The following is a 23129-nucleotide window of genomic DNA, read 5'->3' as shown; positions in this document are numbered from 1 at the left end:
GCCCCGCACTTGCCTCGGCGGTTCAGCCGATCGTGACGGCGACGTCGGGCTGGTCGCTGAAGGCTCCGTCCATGCCGGCGTCCACGAACACCCGGAGCTCGCCGAGCAGGTCGCCGGGCGCGTTCGGGTCGACGCTCGAGCGGAACTCGAGGGGGAGGAACTGGTTCTCGAGCCGGAACGTCCAGCCGTGGACCGTGAGGCCGACCGCATGCGCGTGGGCGATGGCCGCGGTCGGCGTGCCGAGCGTGCCGGCGGCGGTGCGCGGGATCATCACCGACTTCTCGAGGCCGACGCCGTCGGCATAGCCCGCGATCTCGGCGAGACCGGCGGGCGTGACCAGGTCGGCGTACGTGCGGGGGTCGCCCGCGGCCGTGAAGTCGTAGGGGCGGCCCGACGGGCTGATGAGCTGCGCGAGGTGCACGTCGGTCATCCCGTCGAGCTCTCTGAGGTTGCCGACCTCGAAGCTCTGCACGATGACGGGGGCATCGGCGCGGTCCACGTCGGCGGCCTGCAGCGCTGCGACGAGCGGCTCCTCGAGCGAGAGGCCGATCGAGTCGAAGTACGTGGGGTGCTTGGTCTCGGGGTAGACGCCGACCTGGCGGCCGTCGCAGCTCACCGAGTGGCGGGCGAGGTCGATGACCTCGTCGAGCGTCGGCACCTGGTAGAGCCCGTCGAACGCGGTGTTCGCGGGGCGCGTGAGCGGCAGGCGCTCCTTGGCGCGCAGCGTGCGGAGCTCGGTGAGCGTGAAGTCTTCCGTGAACCAGCCCGTGACATTCACTCCGTCGATGACCTTCGTCGCGCGCCGGTCGGCGAACTCGGGCCTCGCCGCGACATCCGTGGTGCCGCTGATCTCGTTCTCGTGGCGGGCGACGAGCACGCCGTCCTTCGTGGCGACCACGTCGGGTTCGATGTAGTCGGCGCACTGCACGATGGCGGTCTCGTACGCGGCCAGCGTGTGCTCGGGGCGGTGCCCGCTCGCGCCGCGGTGACCGATGATGGTCACGTCCGACGGCTCGATCTTGACCTTGTCGAGGTCGATCACGTCGAACTCGGTGTCGTCGGGCGTGCCGGGGATGCGTGCGTCGTTGCCGGGGTAGTTGTTGTCGTTGCCGATGAGCAGGCGACCGCCCTTCAGCTGCACCACTGTCTCGAACGACTGCACCGGAAGCGAGAAGACCTCGCCGGTGCCGTAGCCGTCGCCCGCACCGATGCCGTCGGGGTTGGCGATGCGGAGCGCGTCGAGCACGAGCGTCTTCTCGAGGTGGCCCTGCGCATCGGTGCGACGGAGGTTCACCTCGTAGATGCGCTTGGTCACCGATTGGTCACCCTCGAAGTCGTCGCGCTCGACCAGCAGCAGCACGTCGTTCTTCACCGTGAAGGCATCGCCGATGACGTTCGCCTCCTGATCGGTCTGGTAGCTCCACGTGCGGCCGGTGTACTCGCCGCGCCGCGTGTCGAACTCGTGGATCTCACGGCGACGCAGATCGGTCTCGTCGGCGTAGGAGCCCTCGATCACCGGGTAGAGGTAGCGGCCGTTCTTCGAGGCCGCGAGTGCCTCGAACCCTCGGCTGGCACGCACGCGCGGCGTCTCGCCGGGCTGGAGGTACGGGTTCTGCGGCGACTTCGCGCCGGTGATCGAGTACGGCTTCTCGAGCAGCGTGCCGGCGGCGTCGAAGTGCAGCAGGAACGGCCCGAACTCCTCGCCCACCCAGAACGTGCCGTCCTTCGCGAGCACGACGGATTCGATGTCGAAGTCGGCGCCCGTGAGCAGGCGGTCGGCGGAGTCGCCATTCACGATGGGGAAGTCGAGCACCCGGTTGCGGTCGTTGTAGCTGATGAAGCGCTCGACGGCGATCGAACCGTCGCCGCCGTCGGCGGTCTGCCAGTTCGGGCGCACGAGGTAGTTGCGCAGGAGGAAGTCCGCCGAGTTCGCCTTGGTGCCGAATCCGTTGTCGGGCTGGGCCCAGAACGTTCCGTCGCCGTTGTCGATCGCCGCGGAGAAGCCCGGGATGACCTGCCCGGCCCACGGGCCGACGCGCCCGTTGCCCGGGGACGCGAGCGCACCCGACGCAGGGCCCGACTCGAGATGATCGGCGGAGAGGGTCGCGCGGGCGACGAGCGTGGGCTCGAGCGCGTGGACGAACGGCGCCCGAGGGGTGCCCGGGCCATTGCCGCCTGGGGCGGCGATGGCGGATGCAGGGACGAGAACGGCCGCAGTGGCGGCCACTGCGGCGGTCAGGGCGATGAGGCGCGGTAGCGCGCGTCGCGTGAGGATTCGGCTCATGCCGCGAGCCAATCGTCACTGGCCTGCCCTGCGCGTGGCCGGATGAGGAAGCTTGGAAGAACGGCATGGAACGGCTCGGTGGACCGTGGCCGCTGCTCAGAGGTTCTGGCCGATGCCCCACAGTCGATCGGGTCGCCCGTCGATCGCCTCCGACACCGCGAGCGCCTGGTCGTCGGAGAGGGAGGCGACGTAGTCGATCACGCCGCGGCCGACCCCGAACCGCCGCACATCGCCGGCCGCGGGGATCGGGTGCCCGTCGGGACGCGAGTAGCGAACCCGCGCATAGCCGTCGGTCGCGATCTCGATGAGCTCCTTCAGGCGTTGCGGCAGACGGTCGCGGTCGTGCTGGTCGGTCGCCCAGGCGGTGAGGCCCTTGACGGCCCGGGTGAGCGCCCGGCTGAGCCCGCGCTGGTACATCACGATGTCGGCCCGGTCGAGGATGAAGTGCCGGTGCACGAACTTCAGGACCTCCACCTCGTGCCAGGCGCGCCGATCGAGGGTGACGAGACCGGCACGCACCACGTCGGTCGGTGCCGGCACGACGGAGGACTGCAGGTGACTGATCCAGCGGTTCGTGAACGACGACAATGCCCGCTCCGAGGCGATCGAGCCGTCGAACGGGATGGCGAGCAGTCCATCGACGAGGTCGTCGGCCACGACGTCGACGGCGGCGGCGAACGCGTCGTCGTCGGCGACCCACGCATCGCTGCGCCGGATCTTGCGGCGCAGGCGCTCGAGGGAGCCTCCCGGCGGAGCGGTGCGCTCGACGAGCGCGTCGTCGTCGAGCCCGCGAAGCTCCACGCTGTTCTCCATCCAGCCGCGGAACTCGCGTGCGACGGCGCCCTGGCTGAGCACGCCCGCACGGTAGAAGTCGTCGACGTCGTGAATCGAGTAGGCGATGTCGTCGGCGATGTCCATGATCGAGCACTCGAGTGATTGCTGCATCGGCGGTTGCCCGGCGCGAGCCTGGTCGAGATCGACGGCGTCGATGCCGTACGCGGAGAACTTCAGCACCTCGACGCCGTCCTCCGAGCGGCGGAGCCCGCGCGGCAGCGGGCCGTCGCCGAGCGCGGCGGCGTCGACGAAGCGTGTCCACGGGTACTTCGCGACGGCGGTTCGCACCGCCGCCGTGAGATTGAGCCCGCGCGGGGCCGCCTCGCTGACGTCGAGCGCCGTCAGGATTCGGTAGCTCTGCGCGTTGCCCTCGAAGCCGTCGACGAGCCCGAGCGTGTCGCGCGCGAGGCGGTCGAGCACGCGCTCGCCGAGGTGGCCGAACGGCGGATGCCCGAGATCGTGCGCGCTCGCCGCGGCCTGCACGACGACGGCGTCGCAGCCGTGCTCGAGTGCGAATGCACGGGCCGGCGACCCGGTAGTCGTCAGCTTCACGGCGATCGCGCGCGCCACCGCCGTCACCTTGATCGAGTGGGTGAGGCGATTGTGGATGAGCGGGCCGGCGCCGGGCTGCGCGATCACCTGGGTGACGGCCGAGAGGCGTGAGAAGTACGGGGAGAACCGGATGCGCTCGAGGTCGAGCCGGAACTGCGAGTGCTCGCCGGTGACCTCGGCGCTGCTGCGCGGCTCTGGGACGAGGCGCGACGCGCGATCGATGGGCATGCGCCCAATCTATGCCGATCGACTCGCGGACGCCCGCTTCACGGACGCTGCGGGCACGGGTGCGCCGGCGGCATCCGCTCGGCTTTACTCTCCCTCCGGCGTCGCATACACTTGGTGAGGTTGTTGAAGTCAGCCAAGATTTTCTGCGCCTATTTTCGGGCTTTCACCTGGTGAGAAACGTAGTGAATCGTGGTGCCTCGACAGTCGAGTGGAACAGCCCCGGTCACCCGGTCGTTCCATAGGGCGGTGGCTCAATTGGTAGAGCAGCGGTCTCCAAAACCGCAGGTTGCAGGTTCGAGTCCTGTCCGCCCTGCGAGCCGGCAGTGATTGCCGGCCCACGAAAGGTGTACGAGGTGGCACGGAAGATCATCGAAGAGCCCAGCGAAGACGTTGTTGCCAACGCGAAGCGCGATCGCGCAGCGCGTCGGAATCCGTTCTCGCGCTTGGCCCTGTTCGTTCGCCAGGTCATCTCCGAGCTGAAGAAGGTCGTCACCCCGACCCGTAAAGAGCTCGTCAGTTTCACGTCTGTCGTGCTCGTGTTCGTCATCATCATGATGGCGATCGTGTGGGCGTTCGACCAGGTGTTCGGCTGGCTTGTGCTGTACGTCTTCGGAACACCGGGGGGCTGATCGAGCCTTCGGGGTTCGACTGATCCGGTTCGCCGCTGGCGCACAGGAGAAAAGGATTTGAGAGAAGTGTCAAGGACTGAGCGCGACGACGTCGACTGGGCCACGGCTGCAGAGCAGTCGGCCGAAGACGATGAGGCGCAGACGGGCAGCATGCTCGAGCGCGAAGAGGAATCGGTCGAGCCGGCCGAGCACCGTGCCGTGCACGTCGTCGACGACGAGGGCAACGACGTCGACCTCGACGCCGTGCTCGACGCGATGGCCGAGTCGATCGACCCCGAGGCCGACGCCGTGATCGACGACGCCCTCGACATCGACTCCGCCGACGAGGCCGAGGCCGCCGTCGAAGCCGTCATCGAAGAAGAAGCCGTCACCGAAGAAGAGGAAGAGGAAGAGGAGGCCGACCCGTACGCGGAGTTCCGCGCCGAGCTGCGCTTCCTTCCCGGCAAGTGGTACGTCATCCACTCCTACGCGGGCTTCGAGCGTCGCGTGAAGGCGAACATCGAGCAGCGCCGTGAGTCGATGGCGATGGCCGACTACATCTACCAGGTCGAAGTGCCGATGGAAGACGTGGTCGAGATCAAGAACGGCCAGCGCAAGATGGTCACGCGCGTCCGCATCCCCGGCTACGTGCTCGTGCGCATGGACCTCAACGAAGAGAGCTGGTCGGTCATCCGCCACACTCCCGGGGTCACCGGCTTCGTCGGCAACGCGCACAACCCCACCCCGCTTCGCTTCGAAGAGGCCTTCGGCATGCTGAAGAGCCTCGTCGAGATCAAGGATGTCGCTCCCGTCAAGGGTGCGAAGGCCGGCGGCGCAACCGGTGCCGCACGTGCGATTCCCGCCGAGGTCGACTTCGAGGTCGGCGAGACGATCACCATCAAAGACGGCTCGTTCGCGGGCCTGCCCGGCACGATCAACGAGATCAAGCCCGAGAGCGGCAAGCTCACCGTGCTCGTCTCGCTCTTCGAGCGCGAGACCCCGGTCGAGCTCAGCTTCGACCAGGTCACCAAGCTTTGACGCGAGCCGGATCAATGTCGCGAAGCGGCGTTGATCCGGCTCGGGGCAAGGTCGAGCGCCGGATCGAGACCCGCTCACGAGGTCTCGATACGCTTCGCTACTCGACCAGCGACTTTCCGTTACAATTGACAGGTTGTGCGCTCGCGCGCAGCCGCACAGATCACCGCATCCCGGAACGGCCGGGTGTGCGGGAGAGTGCCCCGGCATCCGGGGCGTTCGAACAGAAAGAGAGAAATCATGGCACCGAAGAAGAAGGTCACCGGTCTGATCAAGCTTCAGATCAAGGCCGGCGCTGCGAACCCGGCCCCGCCCATCGGCCCGGCCCTGGGTCAGCACGGCGTGAACATCATGGAGTTCTGCAAGGCCTACAACGCGGCGACCGAAGCCCAGCGCGGCAACGTCATCCCCGTTGAGATCACGGTTTACGAAGATCGTTCGTTCACCTTCGTCCTGAAGACCCCGCCCGCCGCCGAGCTCATCAAGAAGGCTGCCGGCGTCGCAAAGGGGTCTGGCGTTCCGCACACCACCAAGGTCGGCAAGCTGACCCAGGCGCAGGTGCGCGAGATCGCCGAGTCGAAGATGGTCGACCTCAATGCCAACGACCTCGACGCCGCGTCGAAGATCATCGCGGGCACCGCTCGCTCGATGGGCATCACGGTCGAATAGGCCTCAGTTCCCTGAGCTCGTCGAAGGGAACGCACGCTCGCCCGCTTCGACAAGCTCGGCGAGCTCACCAGAACTCAGCATCCGTGGCAGCGCCCGCCAGGCGCAGATGACCACACTCTCTCAAGGAGAAACAACATGGCACAGAAGTCCAAGGCCTACCGCGCCGCGGCCGAGAAGATCGAAGACGGCAAGTTCTACACCCCGAGCGAGGCAGTCGCCATCGCGAAGGAGACCGGTTCGGCGAAGTTCGACTCGACCGTCGAGGTCGCGCTGAAGCTCGGCGTCGACCCTCGCAAGGCAGACCAGATGGTGCGCGGCACCGTCATCCTTCCGCACGGCACCGGCAAGACCGCTCGCGTCATCGTGTTCGCAACCGGCCCCGCGGCCGAGGCTGCGATCGCGGCAGGCGCCGATGAGGTCGGCGGCGCCGAGCTCATCGAGAAGGTCGCCGGCGGTTACACCGCGTTCGACTCGGCGGTCTCGACCCCCGAGCTCATGGGCCAGGTCGGCCGTCTCGGCAAGGTGCTCGGCCCCCGTGGTCTCATGCCGAACCCGAAGACCGGCACCGTGACCCCTGACGTCGCCAAGGCCGTCTCCGACATCAAGGGCGGCAAGATCGAGTTCCGCGTCGACAAGCACTCCAACGTGCACTTCGTCGTGGGCAAGGCCTCCTTCACCAAGGAGCAGCTCGAAGAGAACGCCAACGCCGCTCTCGAAGAGATCGTGCGTCTGAAGCCGTCGAGCTCCAAGGGCCGCTACATCCAGAAGGGCGCCGTGTCGACCACGTTCGGCCCCGGTATCCCCCTCGACGTCAACGCCATCTAGGGTCGCCCACGCTCGAAGGGCTCGCCGGTTCGCCGGCGGGCCCTTCGTCGTACGCGGCCCGACGCCGCCCCTTGCGGCGTCGGTGGTGAGGCGTACGCTGGCGGCATGAGCGAACGAACCACTGCAGTGCTCGCGTCGGTGGCCACGATCGTGGTCGCCGCAGCCGCCGCATATTGGATGACTCTCATCGGTGCTTTCGGCCCGGCCGTCTACACTGTCGTGCTGGCGCTCATCATCGTCTGGCTGCTCATTGCGGCCGAACGCCACCGCACCCTCGACCGCGTCGACGACGAGTCGTTGCGTCGCGGCGAAGTGGTGCACTGGCTCTGACCGACGACGGCGCTGAGGTGTCGTCACCCCGCGATGACGAACGCCCGCTCGCCGAGCGGCACGCGCTCCGAGACATCCGTGCGCTCGACGACCGCCCCGGGCGGACCGTTCGCAAACCATTCGAGCACGGCATCGACGGATGCCGCTTCCCCCTCGATCTCGGCTTCCACCGTGTTGTCGGCCGTGTTGCGCACCCAACCGGTCACGCGCAGCCGTCGGGCCTCGAGCTGTGCGGAGTAGCGGAAGCCGACGCCCTGCACGATTCCGTGCACGACGATGTGTCTGCGGATCATGCGATTCAGCGTAGGCCGTGGGGCGGGCAGCAGGCGCGCTGGGGCATGCCGCCGATCGTCTCGCAGCCGTGGCCCAGGCGACACACGAACCGAATCCGGGCGACTCGAGCGTGTGAGTCTGAAATGATCGAGACATGACCTGCACCACCCCGCTCCAGCACGATGTCCTGCGGGGCGCCGCGTTTTCCCGCAGCGACAGGACCCCGCGTGGCTGAGGGCACACTCGCGCGGATCCTCGAAGCGCTCGAGGGACCCGGATTCCAGCACGGCGTCATCGGGTCAGCGGCGCATCGCCGGCTCGCCCCGGTGTGCGCCGAGATCGACGAAGAGCTCGCCGAAGGCAGGGCCGAGCGCGTCGACCGCTCGCCGATCACCGCGCGTCTCATCGGGTCGGCCCGGGACTGGGCCGACCGGGTCGGGGCCGGTGACGTGCCAGAAGGGGCGGACGCTCGCGCGCTGGTGGCCCTGCTTCGAGAACTCGCCGACTCGCTCGACCCGATCGACACACGACCGCGCTGAGTCGCCGATCGACTGAGCTCGTCGGTCAGGCGACCGGCTCTTCGGTGCGTTCGCTCGGCTCGGCGCGGTGCGATCGAAGCCGCTCCGCCACCGCGATCGCGTCGCCCGAAGGTGCGTCGGATTTGCGATCGGGGCGGGCGATGAAGAGGTACGCCAGCCCGGTGATCGCGACGACGCCGAGGCCGATCAGCACGACGAAATCGGTGAAGAAGTCGCCCGACGTGCCTGGCAGTGAGAGCAGCACGATCGCGAAGATCCCGTAGGCGAGCGCAACGATGTTGATGACGAAGCCCCACGAGCCGAGCGAGAAGGGTCCGGCCGGCCGCCATCCCTTGAACCGCTGCCGGAGCGAGGCGAGCACGACCATCTGGAAGGCGACGTAGATGCCGAGCACCGCGAACGCCGTGACCGGAACCAGCAGGTCGTTGTTCGCCCAGATGAGCACGGCGATGAGGGCGGGCGCGGTGCACGCCACGATGAGTGCGTTCGTCGGCACTTTGGTGTTCGGCGAGACCCTCGAGAGCCAGCGGTGCCCAGGGATCATGCCGTCGCGGGCAAAGGAGAACAGCAGGCGGCTTGCCGCGGCCTGCAGGCTCAACACGCACGAGAGGAACGCCGTGATCGCGACGACGAGGAAGAGCTTCGCGCCAACCGATCCGAGGGTCGCCTCGAGGATGCCGGGGATGGGATCGGCATCCGCTCCGTCGACGATCGATGCGAGATCGGGCGCTGCGAGCACGTACCCGCCGAACGAGAACAGGGCGGAGACTCCGCCGACGAGGATCGTCAGCATCATCGCCTTGGGAATGCGCCGGGCCGGGTTCTCGACCTCCTCGGCGACGTCGCCGCACGCCTCGAAGCCGTAGAACAGGAAGAGTCCAGCGAGAGCGGCGCCCATGAAGGCCGCCGCGTAGCTGCCATCGCCCTCGACGCCCATCGTGTCGAAGAACACGCTGAACTCCTGCTTGCGCTGGAAGATCAGCAGGTAGAGGCCGAGGCCGATGACGCCGATGAGCTCGGCGGCGAGGCCGATGCGCGCGACGCGGGCGAGCCATTTGGTGCCCGTGAAGTTGATGGCGAGGGCGACGAGGAGGAACGCGAGCGTGATCAACAGCGTCGACTCGTTCGTGTGGTCGATGCCGAAGAGGCTCGCGGCGAAGCCGGATCCGAACTCCGCGACCGCGGTGATCGTGACGATCATCGCCCAGATGTAGACCCATGCCGCCATCCAGGCGTAGCGACGGCCCCACAGGCGCCGGGCCCACGGGTAGATGCCGCCGTGGATCGGGTACTGCGAGACGACCTCGCCGAACACGAGCGAGACGAGCAGCTGGCCGGCGCCGACGATGACGATCCACCAGATCGACGGCGGCCCGCCGATGGCGAGGGCGACCGCGAACAGCGAGTACACGCCGACGAGGGGGGAGAGGTAGGTGAAGCCGAGGGCGAAGTTGGCCCAGAGGCTCATCGAGCGGTTGAACGAATCCTCGTAGCCGAGCACGCTCAGGTGCTCGCCGTCGGAGAGGCTCGCTGCGGGTTGGCGGTCTTCGGACATCGCTGCCTTCCAGGGTGATCAGGCGTCGGCCGCCCCCGCCGACGACACCACGCCGTCGTGGTGTCGCGCCAGCTTAGCCAGACATCCGGTCATAAAGCTATAGTTCCGGATGATTAGATTCCAGGGCGACTCGCGGGTGAGCGGATGCCGCGGCATCCGCTCGGCGTAGCATGGCCGCCATGGGGGAGATGAGCGACTACATCGCCGGGCTCGAGGAGCCCGATCGTGACGTCATCGAGCGCATCAGGGCCCGTGCGGTCGCGCTCGTGCCCGATGCCGAAGAGGGGGTGAGCTACGGCATGCCCGCGCTGCGCTACCGGGATTCACCGCTCCTGAGCATCATGAAGGCGAAGGAGCACATCGGCCTCTACCCGTACAGCCCGCCGGTGATCGAGGCGATCTCGTCGGACCTCGACGGGTATTCGTGGGCCAAGGGCACGATCCGGTTCACGCCGGAGCATCCGCTGCCCGACTCGCTCGTCGACCGCATCATCCTGCTGCGCCGTGACGAGATCGACGAGAGGAAGAAGCGCTAGCGGTCGCATCGTGCGCCGGTGCGACAGCTGAGCCGAGGAAGGACGCATCATCCGCGGAGCGCATGCAACTCCCGGCTGATCGCCCGCAGGCCTGTTTCGAGCGCCCTGAGCTCTTCGACGGTCAGGCCCCGCAGCACGTCGTTGCCGAGCTCCGGGCGGGCGCCCAGGATCTCGGCGACGACGGTGCGTCCGAGTTTCGTGGGGCGCAGTCGGCGCACGCGATGATCAGCCGGAGTGGTGACGCGTTCGACCAGGCCTTGGCCGACGAGCCGGTCGACGAGCTTCGACACCGTCGCCATCGACACCGAGAAACGTTGTGCGACCTCGGTCGTCGTCATCCCGTCTGCCACGACGAGAGAGGTCAGCGTCTTGAGCTGTTGGATGGTCAGATCGGTCTGCAGCAGCGACCCCAGGATCCGCGGAATGGAGCGCACGGTGATCGCGATCGTCAGCGACTCGATGCGTCGCTGGACCTCGTCTCTCTCGTCCCCACCCACGTCTTCACGGTAGTGGCTTGCCAGTCGATACCCAGTTACATTTCCTTAGCTTGCGACTAACCTTTATCCAGGAGAAGTTCCGATCCGGAGTCGTGTCGGGCCCGGATCGGAGCGCGCCCACCCTTGGTGGGCGCCCGCGCGTGCGCCCTCGATTCCGCTCTCGACTCGACGACGGGCGAAAGGAGAAACAGTATGAACCGATTCGCAGCAGAGGCAACCGCCTCGATCGACATCGACGCGATCCGCGAGAAGTACGCCGCGGAGCGCGACCGCCGCATCCGCCCCGACGGGGCCCGCCAGTACCGCCGCGCCGCGGGCGAGTTCGGCTACTACGCGGTCGACCCGTATACCCCGCGCGTCGACCGCGAACCCGCCACCGACCGCGTCGAGGTGCTCGTCATCGGCGCCGGCTTCGGCGGTTTGCTCACCGCCGCGTTCCTGCGGGATGCGGGAGCCGACTCAGTCCGCGTCATGGACGAGGGGGGCGACGTTGGCGGCACCTGGTATTGGAACCGCTACCCCGGCGTGCGCTGCGACATCGAGTCGTACGTCTACATGCCGCTCCTCGAGGAGACGGGGTATCTGCCGAAGGAGCGCTACGCGCCAGGCGAAGAGATCCGGCAACACGCCGTGCGCATCGCCGAGCACTACGACCTGTACCGCGACTTCGTGCCGCACACTCGTGCGACCGCACTCACCTGGCATGACGACTCGTCGGAGTGGCTCATCGAGACCGACAGGGGCGATCGCTTCCGCGCCCGGTACGTCATCACTTCGTCGGGCACGCTGACGCAGCCGAAGCTGCCGGGCATCCCGGGCATCGAGTCGTTCCGCGGCCACACCTTCCACACCAGCCGATGGGACTACGCGTATACGGGTGGCAGCGCTGACGGCGACCTCACAGGCCTCACAGGCAGGCGCGTCGCCGTCGTCGGAACCGGCGCGACGGGTCTGCAGGTCATCCCCCATCTCGCCGAGAGCGCGAAAGAGCTCATCGTCTTCCAGCGCACACCTTCCACGGTCGACGTGCGAGACAACCGACCGACCGATCCTGCGTGGGCGGCCTCGCTGCAGCCGGGCTGGCAGCGCGAGCGGATGGAGAACTTCCTCTCCGTTCTGGCCGGAGAGCCGGTGCCGGAGTCCCTCGTGACCGACGGGTGGACGGCCACGACGAGCCTGCAGCGACACATCCTCTCGGGCTCCCTCGATGAGACCCTCGACCCAGCTGAACGCGAGCGCCAGGACGAGCTCGACGACGCCGCGACCATGGACCGTATCCGCGCCCGCGTCGACGAGGTCGTCGACGACCCTGCGACCGCCGAGGCACTCAAGCCCTGGTACCGCTACATGTGCAAGCGCCCGGGATTCAGCGATCTCTATCTGCAGTCGTTCAACCGCCCGAACGTCACCCTGGTCGACACTGCCAGCTTCCACGGCATCACGGCGATGACCGAGAACGCGGTGGTGGTCGGCGATACCGCATACGAGGTCGACTGCGTCGTGTTCGCGACCGGATTCGAGACCGGTGTCTCCGGCGTCATGTCGGGGACGCTGCCCGTCGTCGGTCGGAATGGGCGTGCGCTGCTGGAGGCGTGGGCGCGTGGCCCCCGCACGCTCCACGGCTACTCCACACACGGGTTCCCGAACCTGTTCCAGCTCGGCGCGCTCCAGAACGCCAACTCGGTGAACTTCACGCACATCCTCCAGGAGCAGGCCGAACATATCGCCGCCGTCATCTCGCGCGCCGACCTCGAGGGCGCCATACGCATCGAACCCACGGCAGAGGCGGAAGCCGACTGGCTGCGCACCGTTCACGACACCGCACGTGACGTGTCGGCATTCCAGGCCGCGTGCACTCCCGGCTACTACAACGCCGAGGGCACGCAGGCCATCACGGGATTCACCTACTCACCCGGCCCCGTGGCATTCCATCGGCTGCTGCGCGCCCAACGCGACGGCGACCTGAGCGAGCTCCTCGTCCGCGACGAAGACGAGCTGCGTGCGCGCGACAGCAGCCTCGCGGAGGCCGCCTCGTGAGCTGATCAGCTCGCGGGCATCTTGCATGCTGCGGGGGCGGATGTCGCCAGACACCGCCCCCGCACCGGCCCGGTCGGCTCGCTAGCCTTGCAGGAACATCCGATCCCGACGCAAGGACGACAGTTGCCCTCGACGCTCTTCCGGCATGCCCGCATCCACACGCTCCACGGGAGCGCCGCGCCCGCCGAGGCGTTGCTCGCCGTCGACGGGGTGATCGCCGCGATCGGCGACGACGCCGAGCTTCGGCGGCTCGCGGGTCCGGGCACGGTCGAGGTCGACCTCGACGGTCTCGCGGTCGTGCCGGGATTCATCGACGCGCACATCCACACGGAGTTGCTCGCGAGCGAGCGTGGCGAGCTCGACCTGCGTGGGGTGCACAGCCTCGATGAGGCGCTCTCCGCCGTTCGTGCCCGCGCGGCAGGACTTCCGGTGGGCCAGGGCATCTTCTGGGGCAGCTGGGACTCGAACACCTGGGATGTGCCGGTGCAACCCGACCGCTACAGCCTCGACCGGGTCTGCCCCGATCGCCCGGTCGTGCTGCCGAGCGTCGACGGGCACACCGTCTGGGCCAACAGTTTCGCCCTCGCGGCGGCCGGGATCACCGCGGCCACCTCCGACCCCATCGGCGGCGAGATCGTGCGCGATGCGCATGGCGAGCCCACCGGCATCCTTCGGGAGGAGGCGCAGCGTCCGTTCGACGCGCTCATCGGCGGGCCCTCCGTCGTCGATCTCGTCGAACTGCTGGCGGCCGAGCAAGAGCACCTGCTCGCCGTCGGGCTCACCGGGCTGCACGACATCGACGGCGAAGACGCCCGTGCGGCGTACCTCGAGCTGCAGCGAAACGGGCGACTGAAGCTCCGCGTCCACAAGGCCATCCCCGCCGACCATCTCGATGCGGCGATCGCCGAGGGCCGGTACACGGGCCAGGGCGACGACTGGTTCCAGACCGGGCCCGTCAAGCTCTTCTCCGACGGCGCGCTCGGCTCGCACACCTCGCACATGGGCGAGGCGTTCATCGGCGAGGCGGGCAATCGCGGCATCGAGGTGATTCCCTACCCTCGGTTGCGCGAACTCGTGCGGAAGGCCGCTGCGGCGGGCATCGCCGTGGCAACGCACGCGATCGGCGACGAGGCGAACCACCTCGTGCTGAACGCCTACGAGGAGGTCACCGAGCTCAGCCGAGCCGCGGGCCTACGGCATCGCATCGAACACGCCCAGCACATCCGCTGGGACGATGTACCGCGCTTCGCGGAGCTCGGCGTGATCCCCTCACTGCAGCCGACCCACTGCACCTCGGACATCGCACTCGCGTCGACCCTCCTCGCCGGCCGCAGCCTCGCGAACTACGCGTGGCGCGCGCTCGCCGACTCCGGCGCGCACCTGGCCTTCGGCTCCGATGCGCCGGTCGAGAGCCCCAACCCGATGTACGCCGTGCACGCGGCGGTCACCCGCCAGAACGCCGAGGGGCGACCGATCGGCGGCTGGGAGCCCGAGCAGCGGATCACCGTCGCCGAGGCCCTCGCCGCCCACTCGGCGGGCAGCGCCTACGCCGCGCACCGCGAGGGGCGCCAGGGAAGCCTCGAAGTCGGCAAGCTCGCGGACTTCGTCGCCCTCGAACGCGACCCCTTCGAGGTGGAGCCGGCCGAGCTCCGCGAGCTGCGCGTCGCGACGACGGTGGTCGGCGGCGAGGTGCGGTTCAGGCGGGAGCAGTAGGCGCGCGGCCGACGGGCGGGCGGGGCCGCGGTCCGGGTGTGGTTACGGCACCACTGCTTGTGTTCGCGAGCGCCCTGAGACGACGGATGCCCCGGGGCGCCGGCCCCGGGGCATCCGCTCATGTTCCGGTGATCAGCCGATGCGGATCATCTTCTTGTTGACGAACTCGTCGGCGCCGAAGCGGCCGAGCTCGCGGCCGGAGCCCGAGCGCTTGATGCCGCCGAAGGGCAGTTCGGCGCCGTCGGCGCCCACGACGTTCACGAAGACCATGCCGGCCTCGATCGAATCGGCAACGCGCAGGGCCTGCTCGGCGTCGGTCGTGAACACGTAGGAGCCGAGCCCGAACGGGGTGTCGTTCGCGAGCTGCACGGCCTCGGCTTCGCCCGCGACCTTGAAGATCTGCGCCACGGGGCCGAAGAACTCCTCGTGGAACGCGTCGGAGCCGGGCTTCACATCGGTGAGCACGGTGCCGGCGAAGAAGTTGCCGTCAGCGGTGCCGCCCGCGACGAGCGTGGCGCCCTGCGCGACGGCGCGCTCGACCTGCTCGGCGAGGGTCTCGGTCGCCTTCGCCGAAGAGAGCGGGCCGAGGCCGGTGCCCTCCTTCGCCGGGTCGCCCGGTTCGACCGAGGTGATCGCAGCGGTGAACTTGTCGAGGAAGGGCTCGTACAGCTCATCGACGACGATGAAGCGCTTCGCGGCGTTGCAGGATTGACCGTTGTTGTCGAGGCGTGCCGCGACGGCCGCTTCGACGGTCGCATCGAGGTCGTCGGTCGACAGCAAGATGAAGGGGTCGCTGCCGCCGAGCTCGAGCACGACCTTCTTCAGATGACGGCCGGCGATCTCGGCGATCGCGGCGCCCGCACGCTCGGACCCGGTGAGCGAGACGCCCTGTACACGCTTGTCGGCGATGACCGTGGCGATCTGGTCGTGCGACGCGTAGATGTTGACGTAGGCGCCCTCGGGGAAGCCCGCGTCGCGGATGATCTGCTCGATCGCGGCGGCCGACTCGGGGCACTGCTCGGCGTGCTTCAACAGGATCGTGTTGCCGATCACGAGGTTCGGGCCGGCGAAGCGGGCGACCTGGTAATACGGGAAGTTCCACGGCATGATGCCGAGCAGCACACCGAGCGAGTCGCGGCGAATGAGCGCCGAGCCTTCGCCCGCGAGCAGCTCGATCGGTTCGTCTTTCAGCAGCGACTCGGCGTTGTCGGCGTAGTACGCGTAGATGTCGGCGCTGTAATCGACCTCGGCGTAGGCCTGCTCGATGGGCTTGCCCATCTCGCGCACGATGATCGCGGCGAGTTCGTCGCGGCGCTCGAGGTGCAGCTCGCCGACGCGGCGGACGAGTGCGGCGCGCTCGGAGACGGTGGTCGAGCGCGACCAGGTGCGGTGCGTCTCGTCGGCCGAGGCGATGGCGGCCTCGAGCTCGGCGTCGGTGATCGTCGGGTAGGTCTTGACGGTCTCACCGGTTGCAGGATTGGTCACGGCATAGCTCATGGGGTTCTCCTTCTCGGGTGCACCCGCGCCAGCCAGTCCTCGACCTGATGAAGGGGGTCGTCTGCCGCGATGCATACGCTCCCGTCAAAGATATAACAGCGGATGATTCATTTCGACCCGGATGCCGCGGCTCTCGGTTAGGCGCCGAGGAGGGCTGCGGGTACCACGGCGATGCCGTCTCGGCGCCGATACGCATGGGGGCCGGTGGTGACGACCACGGCATCGACGAGTGCGTCGCCCAACTTTTCACGTAACCAATGCAAGTGGCGCACGTCGGCGTCTTCGATCGTCGGCGAGAGTTTCACCTCGACCGCCACGACGGTGTGATCTCCGCGGTGCACGATGAAGTCGACTTCGCGGTCGCCGTTTCTTGCTGCGGAAGTGGCTGAGTCGAGCCTCGTTCGATTGGGCATAGGTCTGGAGGCTGAGAGCGACAAGCGACTCGAACAAGCGGCCGAGCAGCGACCCGTGCTGTGGGCCGAGTGGGGCCGGGGCCGTCGCCCCGAGCAGATCGCTGCGCTCGAGCTCGAGAAGGCGGGCTGCGAGTGCCGGATCTACAACCAACCGGACTTTTACGCTACATCTAGCACGAGTTCTACGCTGCAACTAGCCAGGTTTCTACGCTACAACTGGCCGAGAATGGACGTGACGAGCACCCGGAACGGCGTGCCGGGGCACGGCTCGGTGTGCGCCGCACGGCCGGCGAGCTGCCCGACCTGCAGCGCCGGATCGGTCGAGAGCACGACGCGCCCGGCCTCGTTCACGAGCGCGAGCGGCTCTGGCACGTCGAGGAACGCCGCGAGCAGTTCGTGTTCGAGGCGGCGCACCGTGATGTCGGCGCCGACGACTCCGACCATGCGCGCGACCTCGTCGCCGGGCGCTGCGTCGACCGCCGCGGCGTGCACGGGCATCGTCAGCGTGAGGATGTAATCGCACGTGCACAGGTGGTCGACGTACGGGCCGGTGACGTGCGCGTGCCGTGTCGTCGCCGGGATCGAGTACCACTCGAGCGCGCGGAAGTCCCGCAAGTACTCGGTGTACCCGCGCGTCGACAGGTCGAGCCGCGTCGGCTCGGTCGTCGAGCCGAGCACGGGGTTCGCGTCGAGCGGTCCGAGCCACCACGCGAAGTGCACGTCGCGGCCCCGCACGATCTCGCCGTCGGCGATGAAGCCGGCGCCGACGAGCAGCGGGTCGGGCTCGGTGAGGCGGGGCAGCACGAGTTCGGAGACCACGGTGTCGAGCTCGGCGGGCCGCACCTCGGGCGAGGCGTCGATGAGGGCTTCGATGGGTCGTCGCCATTCGGCGAGCTGCTCGAACACGCCCGCGAAGACCTCGCCGACGCCGGCGGCCACGTCATGCGCTGATCGGCTCATCGAGACCACCTCCCCGTTCGATGCGGGCCTTCGCCGCGAGCAGGTGCTCCGAAAGGCCTCGCACGAGGTCGCCGGCCGCTTCGCGTGCAGGTGCCGGGCGGTGCGACGCGACGGCGTGCATGATGGCAGCGTCGTGCGCCGCGACATCCGCGCGGGCCTGTTCGCCGTCGAGGCCGAGCAGCAGCAACGGGCCGAACTCGGCCTGCAGGCGGATCTGCTCGCGAACGAGCCGGGCCGACTGGCTGAGTACCGCGAGTTCGAGGAAGAAGCCGCCCTGATTGGTGCGAGCGGATGCCGCTGCGCCGAAGTCGGCCGCGGTGAGCCAGGCGGTGAGGCGCTCGGCATCGGCGGCTGTGGCCCGCTCGGCGGCGCGTTCGGCGACCGCCGCGAGAATGGCGCCGAAGTACACGGCCATGTCGCTGAGTTCGACCTGGGCGAGGCCTCGGAGACGTGTCGTGATGAGGGAACGGTGGTCGGCGTCGTCGGCGACGACGAAGCTGCCGCCGTCGCGACCGCGGCGGGTCTCGACGAGACCGGCCTCGCGGAGGATGCCGAGTCCCTCGCGCACGGTGATGAGCGCGACGCCGAAGCGGCGGGCGAGGTCGGGTTCGCTCGGCAGCCGTTCGCCGGCACCGAGGACTCCGAGCACGATGCCGTCGGTGAGCCGCTGCGCGACCTGCTCGGCGCGGCCCGTGTCGGCGAGCTGGGCGAAGACGGCTTCGCGTGCGCCCGGTCCCACCCTCGACTCCATGCGTTCAGGCTAGCCGAGCAGACCTCGCCCGGATGCCCGCGCGCACAGAAATCATTCAAGATAGGATGAATTAGGGTGGCCGGGCAGCCACTGACATGCGAAGGCGGATGGGATGCACGAGCGACGCACCGACGACGAGACCCGTGTGCCGCCGGGCGATGCGCCGATGGATGTGCCGATCGAACCTGCGGGCGTGCTCGCGGGCGTTCGCGTCGCCGACTTCTCCCGCGTGCTGGCCGGGCCGTACGCCACGATGATGCTCGCCGACTTCGGCGCCGACGTCGTGAAGATCGAGTCCCCGGCCGGTGACGACACCCGGCACTGGCGCCCGCCCGTGGACGCCGACGGACAAGCCACCTACTTCGGCAGCGTCAACCGCAACAAGCGCTCGGTCGCCCTCGACCTGACGGATGCCGCGGGGCTCGCCGAGGCCCGGCGGCTCGCGGCATCCGCCGATGTCGTCATCGAGAACTTCCGGCCCGGCGTCATGGATCGCTTCGGGCTGTCGTACGACGAGGTACGAGCGTCGAACCCCGGTGTCGTCTACTGCTCGATCACGGGCTTCGGCACAGGGGAGGGCGCCGAGCTCGCCGGGTACGACCTGCTCGTGCAGGCCGTCGGCGGGCTCATGTCGATCACCGGTGCACCCGACGGCGAGCCCGCGAAGGCCGGTGTCGCCCTCGTCGATGTGCTCACCGGGCAGAACGCGGTGGCCGGCATCCTGCTCGCGCTGCGCGAGCGGAACCGCACGGGCGTTGGTCAGCTCGTCGAGGTGAACCTCATGCAGGGCCTGCTCTCGGCGCTCACGAACCAGGCCGCATCGACCCTCGCGACGGGTGCTCCGCCGCGACGCCTTGGCAACGCGCACCCGAGCATCGCGCCCTACGCGGTGTTCCACGCGGCCGATCGCGAGCTCGTCATCGCCGTCGGCAACGACAAGCAGTTCCGCGCGCTCGCCGCCGTGCTCGAGTCGTCGTCGGGGGATCTCGATACGCGTCCTCCTTCGTCGGGCGCTACTCGATCAGCGGATTCCGTTGGTCGAGGAGTGAGCGCCAGCGAGCGTATCGGGACCCGCGGCGCTACTCGAGCAGCGTTGACCGACGACCCGCGATTCGCGAGCAACAGCGATCGCGTCGCCCATCGCGCCGAGCTCACGGCGCTCATCGAGGCGCGGCTCGCCGCGGCATCCGCTGCGCAGTGGGTCGAAGTGCTGAACGGAGCCGGCGTGCCCGTGGGCCTCGTGAACGACGTCGCCGAGGCGATCGCGTTCGGCGAATCGCTCGGCCTCGATCCCGTGGCCGAAATCGCCGATGGCGCGTTCGCGAGCCGCACCATCGCGAACCCGATCGGACTCTCGGCGAGCCCCGCCGCCTACCGAACCCCGCCGCCCGTGCTCGACGAGCACGCGGGCGCCGACTGGCATCCGACCCCTTCGAAAGGACCGCACCTGTGACCTCCGCCCCCTCGATCGACGCCGTGTTCGACCTCGACGCGCTGCTCAGCGCGGAGGAGCGCGAGTGGCAGCTGAAGGCCCGCGCGTTCGCGCAGGAGCGCATCCTGCCGGTCATCGAGGAGGACTTCGAGGCCAAGCACTTCCGCCGCGAGTTGGTGAAGGAGCTCGGCGACGCCGGCTTCCTCGGCATGCACCTGCAGGGCTACGGATGCGCCGGCGCGGGCGCGGTCTCGTACGGGCTCGTGTGCCTCGAGCTCGAGGCCGCCGACTCGGGCTGGCGCACCTTCGTGTCGGTGCAGGGCTCGCTCGCGATGAGCGCCATTCACAAGTACGGCTCGGAGGAGCAGAAACAGCGGTGGCTGCCGGGCATGGCTGCCGGCGACCTGGTCGGATGCTTCGCACTCACGGAGCCCCAGGGCGGCTCCGACCCTGCAAGCATGACGACGACCGCCCGTCGTGACGGCGACGACTGGGTGATCGACGGCTCGAAGCGGTGGATCGGGCTCGCCTCCGTCGCCGACGTCGCCGTCGTCTGGGCGAAGGTCGAGGACCCGCCGGCTCCTGGAAGCGGGAGCGCAGCTGCGGGCGGCGACGGCGGTCGCGCGGTGCGCGGGTTCGTCGTGCCGACCTCGACCCCGGGCTTCACGGCGACGCCCATCGACGGCAAGCTCTCGATGCGCGCCTCGGTGCAGTGCGATATCGAACTCGACGGCGTGCGGGTCGGCGACGATGCGATCCTGCCGGGTGCGAAGGGGCTCTCCGGCCCGTTCGGCTGCCTGAACGAAGCGCGCTACGGCATCGTGTGGGGCGCGATGGGGGCGGCCCGTTCGTGCCTCGAGGCGGCGATCGAACGCTCGACCTCCCGCGAGGTGTTCGGCAAGCCGATCGGCGCGAACCAGCTCATCCAGGCGAAACTCGCCGACATGTTCCTCGAAGTCGAGAAGGGCATCCTGCTCGCGCTGCACCTCGGCCGGCTGAAAGAGCGCGGCGCGCTCACGCCCGCACAGATCTCGGTCGGCAAGCTCAACAGCGTGCGCGAGGCGCTGCACATCGCGCACGAGGCTCGCGCGATCCTCGCGGGCGACGGCATCACGAATGCGTGGCCCGTCATGCGGCACGCGGCCAACCTCGAATCGGTGCGCACGTACGAGGGCACCGACGAGATCCACCAGCTGATCCTCGGGCGCGAGCTCACGGGGTTGAGCGCGTTCTGACGTGTGTGCAAGCTCGACGGGTCAGAGCCACCCGTTGTCGCGGGCGACGCTGAGCGCCTCCGAACGGTTGCGGGCCGCCGTCTTGCCGATCGCCGACGACAGGTAGTTGCGCACCGTACTCGGCGAGAGATTGACCTCGCTCGCGATGTCGGCGATGGTGGCGCCGTCGACGGATGCCCCGAGCACCTCGCGTTCGCGATCACTCAGCGGATTCGGGCTGATGCTGAGGGCCTGGGTCGCCAGCTTCGGGTCGACCACGACCTCACCGGCCCTGACACGCCGGATGGCGGTGGCGAGTTGTTCGACGGGATCGTCCTTCATGAGGAATGCGCGCGCGCCTGCCTGCATCGCCCGCTGCAGATACCCCGGCCGGCCGAACGTCGTCACGATCACGATGACGCACTCGGGCAGCGCGGCCCGCAGCTCGGCGATGACGTCGAGACCGCTGCGACCGGGCAGTTCGATGTCGAGGAGTGCGACATCGGGCATCGTGCGACGCGCCGCGGCCATGATCTCATCGCCGCGGGCGACCTCCGCGACGACCGTCATGTCCGGCTCGAGTTCGAGGAGGCCGGCCAAGGCCGAGCGCATCATGCCCTGGTCCTCGGCGATCAGGATGGTCGTGAGCTCACTCATCGTCGTCGCCCCGCCATCGCCGCGTCGGTGATCATCGCGGTCAGGCGGAAGCCGTCGGAGGTCGTGCCCGCCGAGAGCTCGCCGTCGAACGCCTGAAGCCGTTCCCGCAGGCCGGTGAGTCCGCCGCCTTCCGGTGCGCCGCCCCCGCCGCGCCCGTCGTCGGTGATCTCGATGCGTGCGACGCCGCGCTCCGCGGTGACCACGATCCGGCATCGCCGTGCCCCTGAGTGGCGCAGCACATTCGTTGCACCCTCCCGCACCACCCAGCCGAGGACGGCGTCGGCCTGCGCAGCGAGCCCATCGGGCAGAACCGCGACCTCCAACTCGATGTCGGCCGCCGCGAGCGCCGTGCGCGCTGCGTCGAGTTCGTCGCCGAGCCGGACCGAGCGATAGCCCGTGACGGCATCTCGCACGTCGGCAAGGGCGCGGCGGCCGATCGTCTCGACGTCTGCCGCGTGGGCCCGGGCGGCGTCGGGTTGCGTGTCGATGACGCGCCGGATCGCCTCGGCCTTCACGACGATGACCGAGAGCGTGTGACCGAGCAGGTCGTGAAGGTCACGCGAGAAGCGCAGGCGCTCCTCGGTGACCGCGGTGTTCGCGAGTCGCTCCTGGGTGCGCCGAAGTTCGGCGACGACCTCCACGAGGTATTGCACGATGAAGGTCGCTGCTCCCGCGATGTATGTGGAGAAGCTGAGCAAGAGCGCCGCGTCAAGGGATTCACGCTCGATGCCCGTTGCGATGGCCCCACTGATCGCAGCGGCGCCCACGACGCTGAGCGCCCAACGGCGGCGCACGGCGACGGCCGCTGCAATCGCGATGAGTGGGAAGAGGAACTCCTGATCGGTGTGCCAGATGTAGATGTATGCCGTCACCAGCGCCATGAAGAGCACGAACACGGCTTCGGATCGCCACCGGGGCCGGCCGAGGCTCTGGAACGGCAGGCACGCGGTGATCGCGAATACCGCCGCCAGGACGGCGAGGGCGGCGACGCGCGCGGGGTCGGCCGTGGCGATGGCGTCGACCACAGGCCCGAGGAGGAGCAACGGCGCCCAGACGAGCGCGAACAAGGGCCCCGGGCGGCGGGCGATTCGGGAGAGCAGAGGATCGAACTCGTTGCAGAGCTCGGTTCGTTCGTCGATCTGCATGGAAACCACCCGATCAGTTCGTGACACGACGATCACTCCACGTGGTGAGCCCGAGAATCAGCGTCACCCCGACCGCGAGGTGCATCGCGACCAGACTCACCAGGGTTGCACCCGCCGCCCCCATCGAGAACGGCCCGGTCAGCGACAGGAGCAGCACGACCCAGCCTACGACTCGCCACGCGAGTCGCCCACGGCGGAAGAGCCGCTCGAAGAGCGCGAGGAGCCCCCACGCGATGGCGCCCGCGAACATCGAAGCGAGCACGATCGGGATCGGAGCGATCGTCTGCGCGGCAGGCCCGTCTCCGACGGAGAGGTCGATGCCGAGGAGCGGCGCACTCACCACCCAGACGGCCAGTCCCGCCAGGGCCGCGGCCACGAGCATCAGCGCCCGGATGCCCCTGCGGTGCGGTGTCGGACGATGCGGCGCCGCGGCATCCGGAGTCGTCGTGTTCATCGTGCCTGCAACTGTCTTGTTCATGCCTTCGACGCTACGGACGCGCCCGGCGCCTCCGGCAGGTGCCGTCGTCCCGAGATCGGGAGGACGA

At 68.8% G+C, this 23129-nt stretch carries 23 protein-coding genes and 1 tRNA gene; 12 read left to right on the top strand and 12 right to left on the bottom strand.

Going from position 1 to position 23129, the window contains the following annotated elements:
- Positions 1-22: 22 nt before the first annotated feature.
- Together AC1C2R_RS05430 and dgt are read right to left on the bottom strand one after the other, a co-directional pair.
- Positions 23-2284: an esterase-like activity of phytase family protein gene (locus AC1C2R_RS05430; RefSeq protein ID WP_495379244.1), complete on the bottom strand. Its 2262-nt coding sequence runs from the start codon at positions 2282-2284 to the stop codon at positions 23-25.
- A gap of 96 nt (positions 2285-2380) precedes the next feature.
- Entirely contained in the window at positions 2381-3898 is a 1518-nt protein-coding gene (gene dgt / locus AC1C2R_RS05425) for a dGTP triphosphohydrolase (protein ID WP_495379243.1), read from the bottom strand.
- A 240-nt stretch (positions 3899-4138) separates the two neighbouring features.
- On the opposite strand from dgt, the gene AC1C2R_RS05420 reads away from it, so the two are divergent.
- The 6 genes from AC1C2R_RS05420 (at position 4139) to AC1C2R_RS05395 (ending at position 7365) form a co-directional block, all read left to right on the top strand.
- Positions 4139-4211: transfer RNA gene (locus AC1C2R_RS05420), tRNA-Trp, on the top strand.
- Positions 4212-4251: 40 nt separating this feature from the next.
- Positions 4252-4527 carry a preprotein translocase subunit SecE gene (secE, locus tag AC1C2R_RS05415; RefSeq protein WP_495351496.1) on the top strand — a complete coding sequence of 92 codons (276 nt, stop codon included), beginning with the start codon at positions 4252-4254 and terminating at the stop codon, positions 4525-4527.
- Positions 4528-4593: 66 nt separating this feature from the next.
- Complete coding sequence (gene nusG / locus AC1C2R_RS05410; protein ID WP_495351495.1) at positions 4594-5544, top strand: transcription termination/antitermination protein NusG; 951 nt, start codon at positions 4594-4596, stop codon at positions 5542-5544.
- 237 nt (positions 5545-5781) lie between these two features.
- Positions 5782-6210 carry a 50S ribosomal protein L11 gene (gene rplK / locus AC1C2R_RS05405; RefSeq protein WP_495351494.1) on the top strand — a complete coding sequence of 143 codons (429 nt, stop codon included), beginning with the start codon at positions 5782-5784 and terminating at the stop codon, positions 6208-6210.
- Between the two features lie 135 nt (positions 6211-6345).
- Positions 6346-7035: a 50S ribosomal protein L1 gene (rplA, locus tag AC1C2R_RS05400; protein ID WP_495351493.1), complete on the top strand. Its 690-nt coding sequence runs from the start codon at positions 6346-6348 to the stop codon at positions 7033-7035.
- A 105-nt stretch (positions 7036-7140) separates the two neighbouring features.
- A complete protein-coding gene (locus AC1C2R_RS05395; protein WP_495351492.1) occupies positions 7141-7365 on the top strand; it encodes a hypothetical protein in 225 nt (74 codons plus the stop codon).
- Positions 7366-7388: 23 nt separating this feature from the next.
- Here AC1C2R_RS05395 and AC1C2R_RS05390 read toward each other — a convergent pair whose 3' ends face one another.
- Positions 7389-7658: an acylphosphatase gene (locus AC1C2R_RS05390; RefSeq protein WP_495351491.1), complete on the bottom strand. Its 270-nt coding sequence runs from the start codon at positions 7656-7658 to the stop codon at positions 7389-7391.
- A 207-nt stretch (positions 7659-7865) separates the two neighbouring features.
- Here AC1C2R_RS05390 and AC1C2R_RS05385 point away from each other — a divergent pair, with 207 nt between their 5' ends.
- The gene (locus AC1C2R_RS05385; protein ID WP_495379242.1) at positions 7866-8177 is read left to right on the top strand and encodes a hypothetical protein; all 312 of its coding nucleotides are present in this window, start codon (positions 7866-7868) and stop codon (positions 8175-8177) included.
- Positions 8178-8202: 25 nt separating this feature from the next.
- Here AC1C2R_RS05385 and AC1C2R_RS05380 read toward each other — a convergent pair whose 3' ends face one another.
- A complete protein-coding gene (locus AC1C2R_RS05380; RefSeq protein ID WP_495351489.1) occupies positions 8203-9732 on the bottom strand; it encodes an APC family permease in 1530 nt (509 codons plus the stop codon).
- Between the two features lie 179 nt (positions 9733-9911).
- Here AC1C2R_RS05380 and AC1C2R_RS05375 point away from each other — a divergent pair, with 179 nt between their 5' ends.
- Positions 9912-10268, top strand: a complete 357-nt coding sequence (locus tag AC1C2R_RS05375) for an iron chaperone (protein ID WP_495379241.1) — start codon at positions 9912-9914, stop codon at positions 10266-10268.
- A gap of 47 nt (positions 10269-10315) precedes the next feature.
- On the opposite strand, the gene AC1C2R_RS05370 is transcribed toward AC1C2R_RS05375, so the two are convergent.
- Positions 10316-10765: a MarR family winged helix-turn-helix transcriptional regulator gene (locus AC1C2R_RS05370; RefSeq protein ID WP_495379240.1), complete on the bottom strand. Its 450-nt coding sequence runs from the start codon at positions 10763-10765 to the stop codon at positions 10316-10318.
- Positions 10766-10957: 192 nt separating this feature from the next.
- Here AC1C2R_RS05370 and AC1C2R_RS05365 point away from each other — a divergent pair, with 192 nt between their 5' ends.
- Both AC1C2R_RS05365 and AC1C2R_RS05360 read left to right on the top strand, forming a co-directional pair.
- Complete coding sequence (locus tag AC1C2R_RS05365; RefSeq protein WP_495379239.1) at positions 10958-12802, top strand: flavin-containing monooxygenase; 1845 nt, start codon at positions 10958-10960, stop codon at positions 12800-12802.
- Positions 12803-12925: 123 nt separating this feature from the next.
- Positions 12926-14515, top strand: a complete 1590-nt coding sequence (locus AC1C2R_RS05360; RefSeq protein ID WP_495379238.1) for an amidohydrolase — start codon at positions 12926-12928, stop codon at positions 14513-14515.
- A gap of 132 nt (positions 14516-14647) precedes the next feature.
- Here AC1C2R_RS05360 and AC1C2R_RS05355 read toward each other — a convergent pair whose 3' ends face one another.
- The 4 genes from AC1C2R_RS05355 to AC1C2R_RS05340 all read right to left on the bottom strand — a co-directional run bounded on the left by AC1C2R_RS05355 (position 14648) and on the right by AC1C2R_RS05340 (position 18136).
- Positions 14648-16012: an NAD-dependent succinate-semialdehyde dehydrogenase gene (locus AC1C2R_RS05355; RefSeq protein ID WP_495379237.1), complete on the bottom strand. Its 1365-nt coding sequence runs from the start codon at positions 16010-16012 to the stop codon at positions 14648-14650.
- Between the two features lie 137 nt (positions 16013-16149).
- Entirely contained in the window at positions 16150-16425 is a 276-nt protein-coding gene (locus tag AC1C2R_RS05350) for a DUF4143 domain-containing protein (protein ID WP_495379236.1), read from the bottom strand.
- Between the two features lie 210 nt (positions 16426-16635).
- Positions 16636-17385: a PDC sensor domain-containing protein gene (locus tag AC1C2R_RS05345; RefSeq protein ID WP_495379235.1), complete on the bottom strand. Its 750-nt coding sequence runs from the start codon at positions 17383-17385 to the stop codon at positions 16636-16638.
- On the bottom strand, positions 17366-18136 hold the full coding sequence (locus tag AC1C2R_RS05340; protein WP_495379234.1) for a GntR family transcriptional regulator: 771 nt from the start codon (positions 18134-18136) through the stop codon (positions 17366-17368). The genes AC1C2R_RS05345 and AC1C2R_RS05340 overlap by 20 nt, the downstream gene beginning before the upstream one ends.
- A 166-nt stretch (positions 18137-18302) precedes the next feature.
- Between AC1C2R_RS05340 and AC1C2R_RS05335 the strand changes: the two genes are divergently transcribed.
- Together AC1C2R_RS05335 and AC1C2R_RS05330 are read left to right on the top strand one after the other, a co-directional pair.
- On the top strand, positions 18303-19589 hold the full coding sequence (locus AC1C2R_RS05335; protein ID WP_495380376.1) for a CaiB/BaiF CoA transferase family protein: 1287 nt from the start codon (positions 18303-18305) through the stop codon (positions 19587-19589).
- On the top strand, positions 19586-20803 hold the full coding sequence (locus tag AC1C2R_RS05330) for an acyl-CoA dehydrogenase family protein (protein WP_495379233.1): 1218 nt from the start codon (positions 19586-19588) through the stop codon (positions 20801-20803). Before AC1C2R_RS05335 ends, AC1C2R_RS05330 begins: the two co-directional genes overlap by 4 nt.
- Before the next feature lie 21 nt (positions 20804-20824).
- On the opposite strand, the gene AC1C2R_RS05325 is transcribed toward AC1C2R_RS05330, so the two are convergent.
- From AC1C2R_RS05325 to AC1C2R_RS05315, 3 genes are read right to left on the bottom strand one after another with little or no spacing between them, the layout of a single operon-like run.
- Positions 20825-21439: a response regulator gene (locus tag AC1C2R_RS05325; protein ID WP_495351479.1), complete on the bottom strand. Its 615-nt coding sequence runs from the start codon at positions 21437-21439 to the stop codon at positions 20825-20827.
- Positions 21436-22584, bottom strand: a complete 1149-nt coding sequence (locus AC1C2R_RS05320) for a sensor histidine kinase (protein WP_495379232.1) — start codon at positions 22582-22584, stop codon at positions 21436-21438. Before AC1C2R_RS05320 ends, AC1C2R_RS05325 begins: the two co-directional genes overlap by 4 nt.
- A 13-nt stretch (positions 22585-22597) precedes the next feature.
- On the bottom strand, positions 22598-23062 hold the full coding sequence (locus AC1C2R_RS05315; protein WP_495379231.1) for a DUF6069 family protein: 465 nt from the start codon (positions 23060-23062) through the stop codon (positions 22598-22600).
- Positions 23063-23129: the final 67 nt, after the last annotated feature.

The sequence above is a fragment of the Agromyces sp. Y182 genome (assembly GCF_059445385.1).
The sequence above is the reverse complement of the archived record's forward strand: the minus strand, read 5'-3'. Positions and strand labels throughout refer to the sequence as shown.

Excerpts from the sequence above, each read along its gene's own strand:
- AC1C2R_RS05430 (WP_495379244.1), bottom strand. The coding sequence starts at position 2,284 with ATGAGCCGAATCCTCACGCGACGCGCGCTACCGCGCCTCATCGCCCTG.
- dgt (WP_495379243.1), bottom strand. The coding sequence starts at position 3,898 with ATGCCCATCGATCGCGCGTCGCGCCTCGTCCCAGAGCCGCGCAGCAGC.
- rplK (WP_495351494.1), top strand. The coding sequence starts at position 5,782 with ATGGCACCGAAGAAGAAGGTCACCGGTCTGATCAAGCTTCAGATCAAG.
- rplA (WP_495351493.1), top strand. The coding sequence starts at position 6,346 with ATGGCACAGAAGTCCAAGGCCTACCGCGCCGCGGCCGAGAAGATCGAA.
- AC1C2R_RS05395 (WP_495351492.1), top strand. The coding sequence starts at position 7,141 with ATGAGCGAACGAACCACTGCAGTGCTCGCGTCGGTGGCCACGATCGTG.
- AC1C2R_RS05390 (WP_495351491.1), bottom strand. The coding sequence starts at position 7,658 with ATGATCCGCAGACACATCGTCGTGCACGGAATCGTGCAGGGCGTCGGC.
- AC1C2R_RS05380 (WP_495351489.1), bottom strand. The coding sequence starts at position 9,732 with ATGTCCGAAGACCGCCAACCCGCAGCGAGCCTCTCCGACGGCGAGCAC.
- AC1C2R_RS05375 (WP_495379241.1), top strand. The coding sequence starts at position 9,912 with ATGGGGGAGATGAGCGACTACATCGCCGGGCTCGAGGAGCCCGATCGT.
- AC1C2R_RS05365 (WP_495379239.1), top strand. The coding sequence starts at position 10,958 with ATGAACCGATTCGCAGCAGAGGCAACCGCCTCGATCGACATCGACGCG.
- AC1C2R_RS05355 (WP_495379237.1), bottom strand. The coding sequence starts at position 16,012 with ATGAGCTATGCCGTGACCAATCCTGCAACCGGTGAGACCGTCAAGACC.
- AC1C2R_RS05350 (WP_495379236.1), bottom strand. The coding sequence starts at position 16,425 with ATGCCCAATCGAACGAGGCTCGACTCAGCCACTTCCGCAGCAAGAAAC.
- AC1C2R_RS05345 (WP_495379235.1), bottom strand. The coding sequence starts at position 17,385 with ATGAGCCGATCAGCGCATGACGTGGCCGCCGGCGTCGGCGAGGTCTTC.
- AC1C2R_RS05340 (WP_495379234.1), bottom strand. The coding sequence starts at position 18,136 with ATGGAGTCGAGGGTGGGACCGGGCGCACGCGAAGCCGTCTTCGCCCAG.
- AC1C2R_RS05335 (WP_495380376.1), top strand. The coding sequence starts at position 18,303 with ATGGATGTGCCGATCGAACCTGCGGGCGTGCTCGCGGGCGTTCGCGTC.
- AC1C2R_RS05325 (WP_495351479.1), bottom strand. The coding sequence starts at position 21,439 with ATGAGTGAGCTCACGACCATCCTGATCGCCGAGGACCAGGGCATGATG.
- AC1C2R_RS05320 (WP_495379232.1), bottom strand. The coding sequence starts at position 22,584 with ATGCAGATCGACGAACGAACCGAGCTCTGCAACGAGTTCGATCCTCTG.
- AC1C2R_RS05315 (WP_495379231.1), bottom strand. The coding sequence starts at position 23,062 with ATGAACAAGACAGTTGCAGGCACGATGAACACGACGACTCCGGATGCC.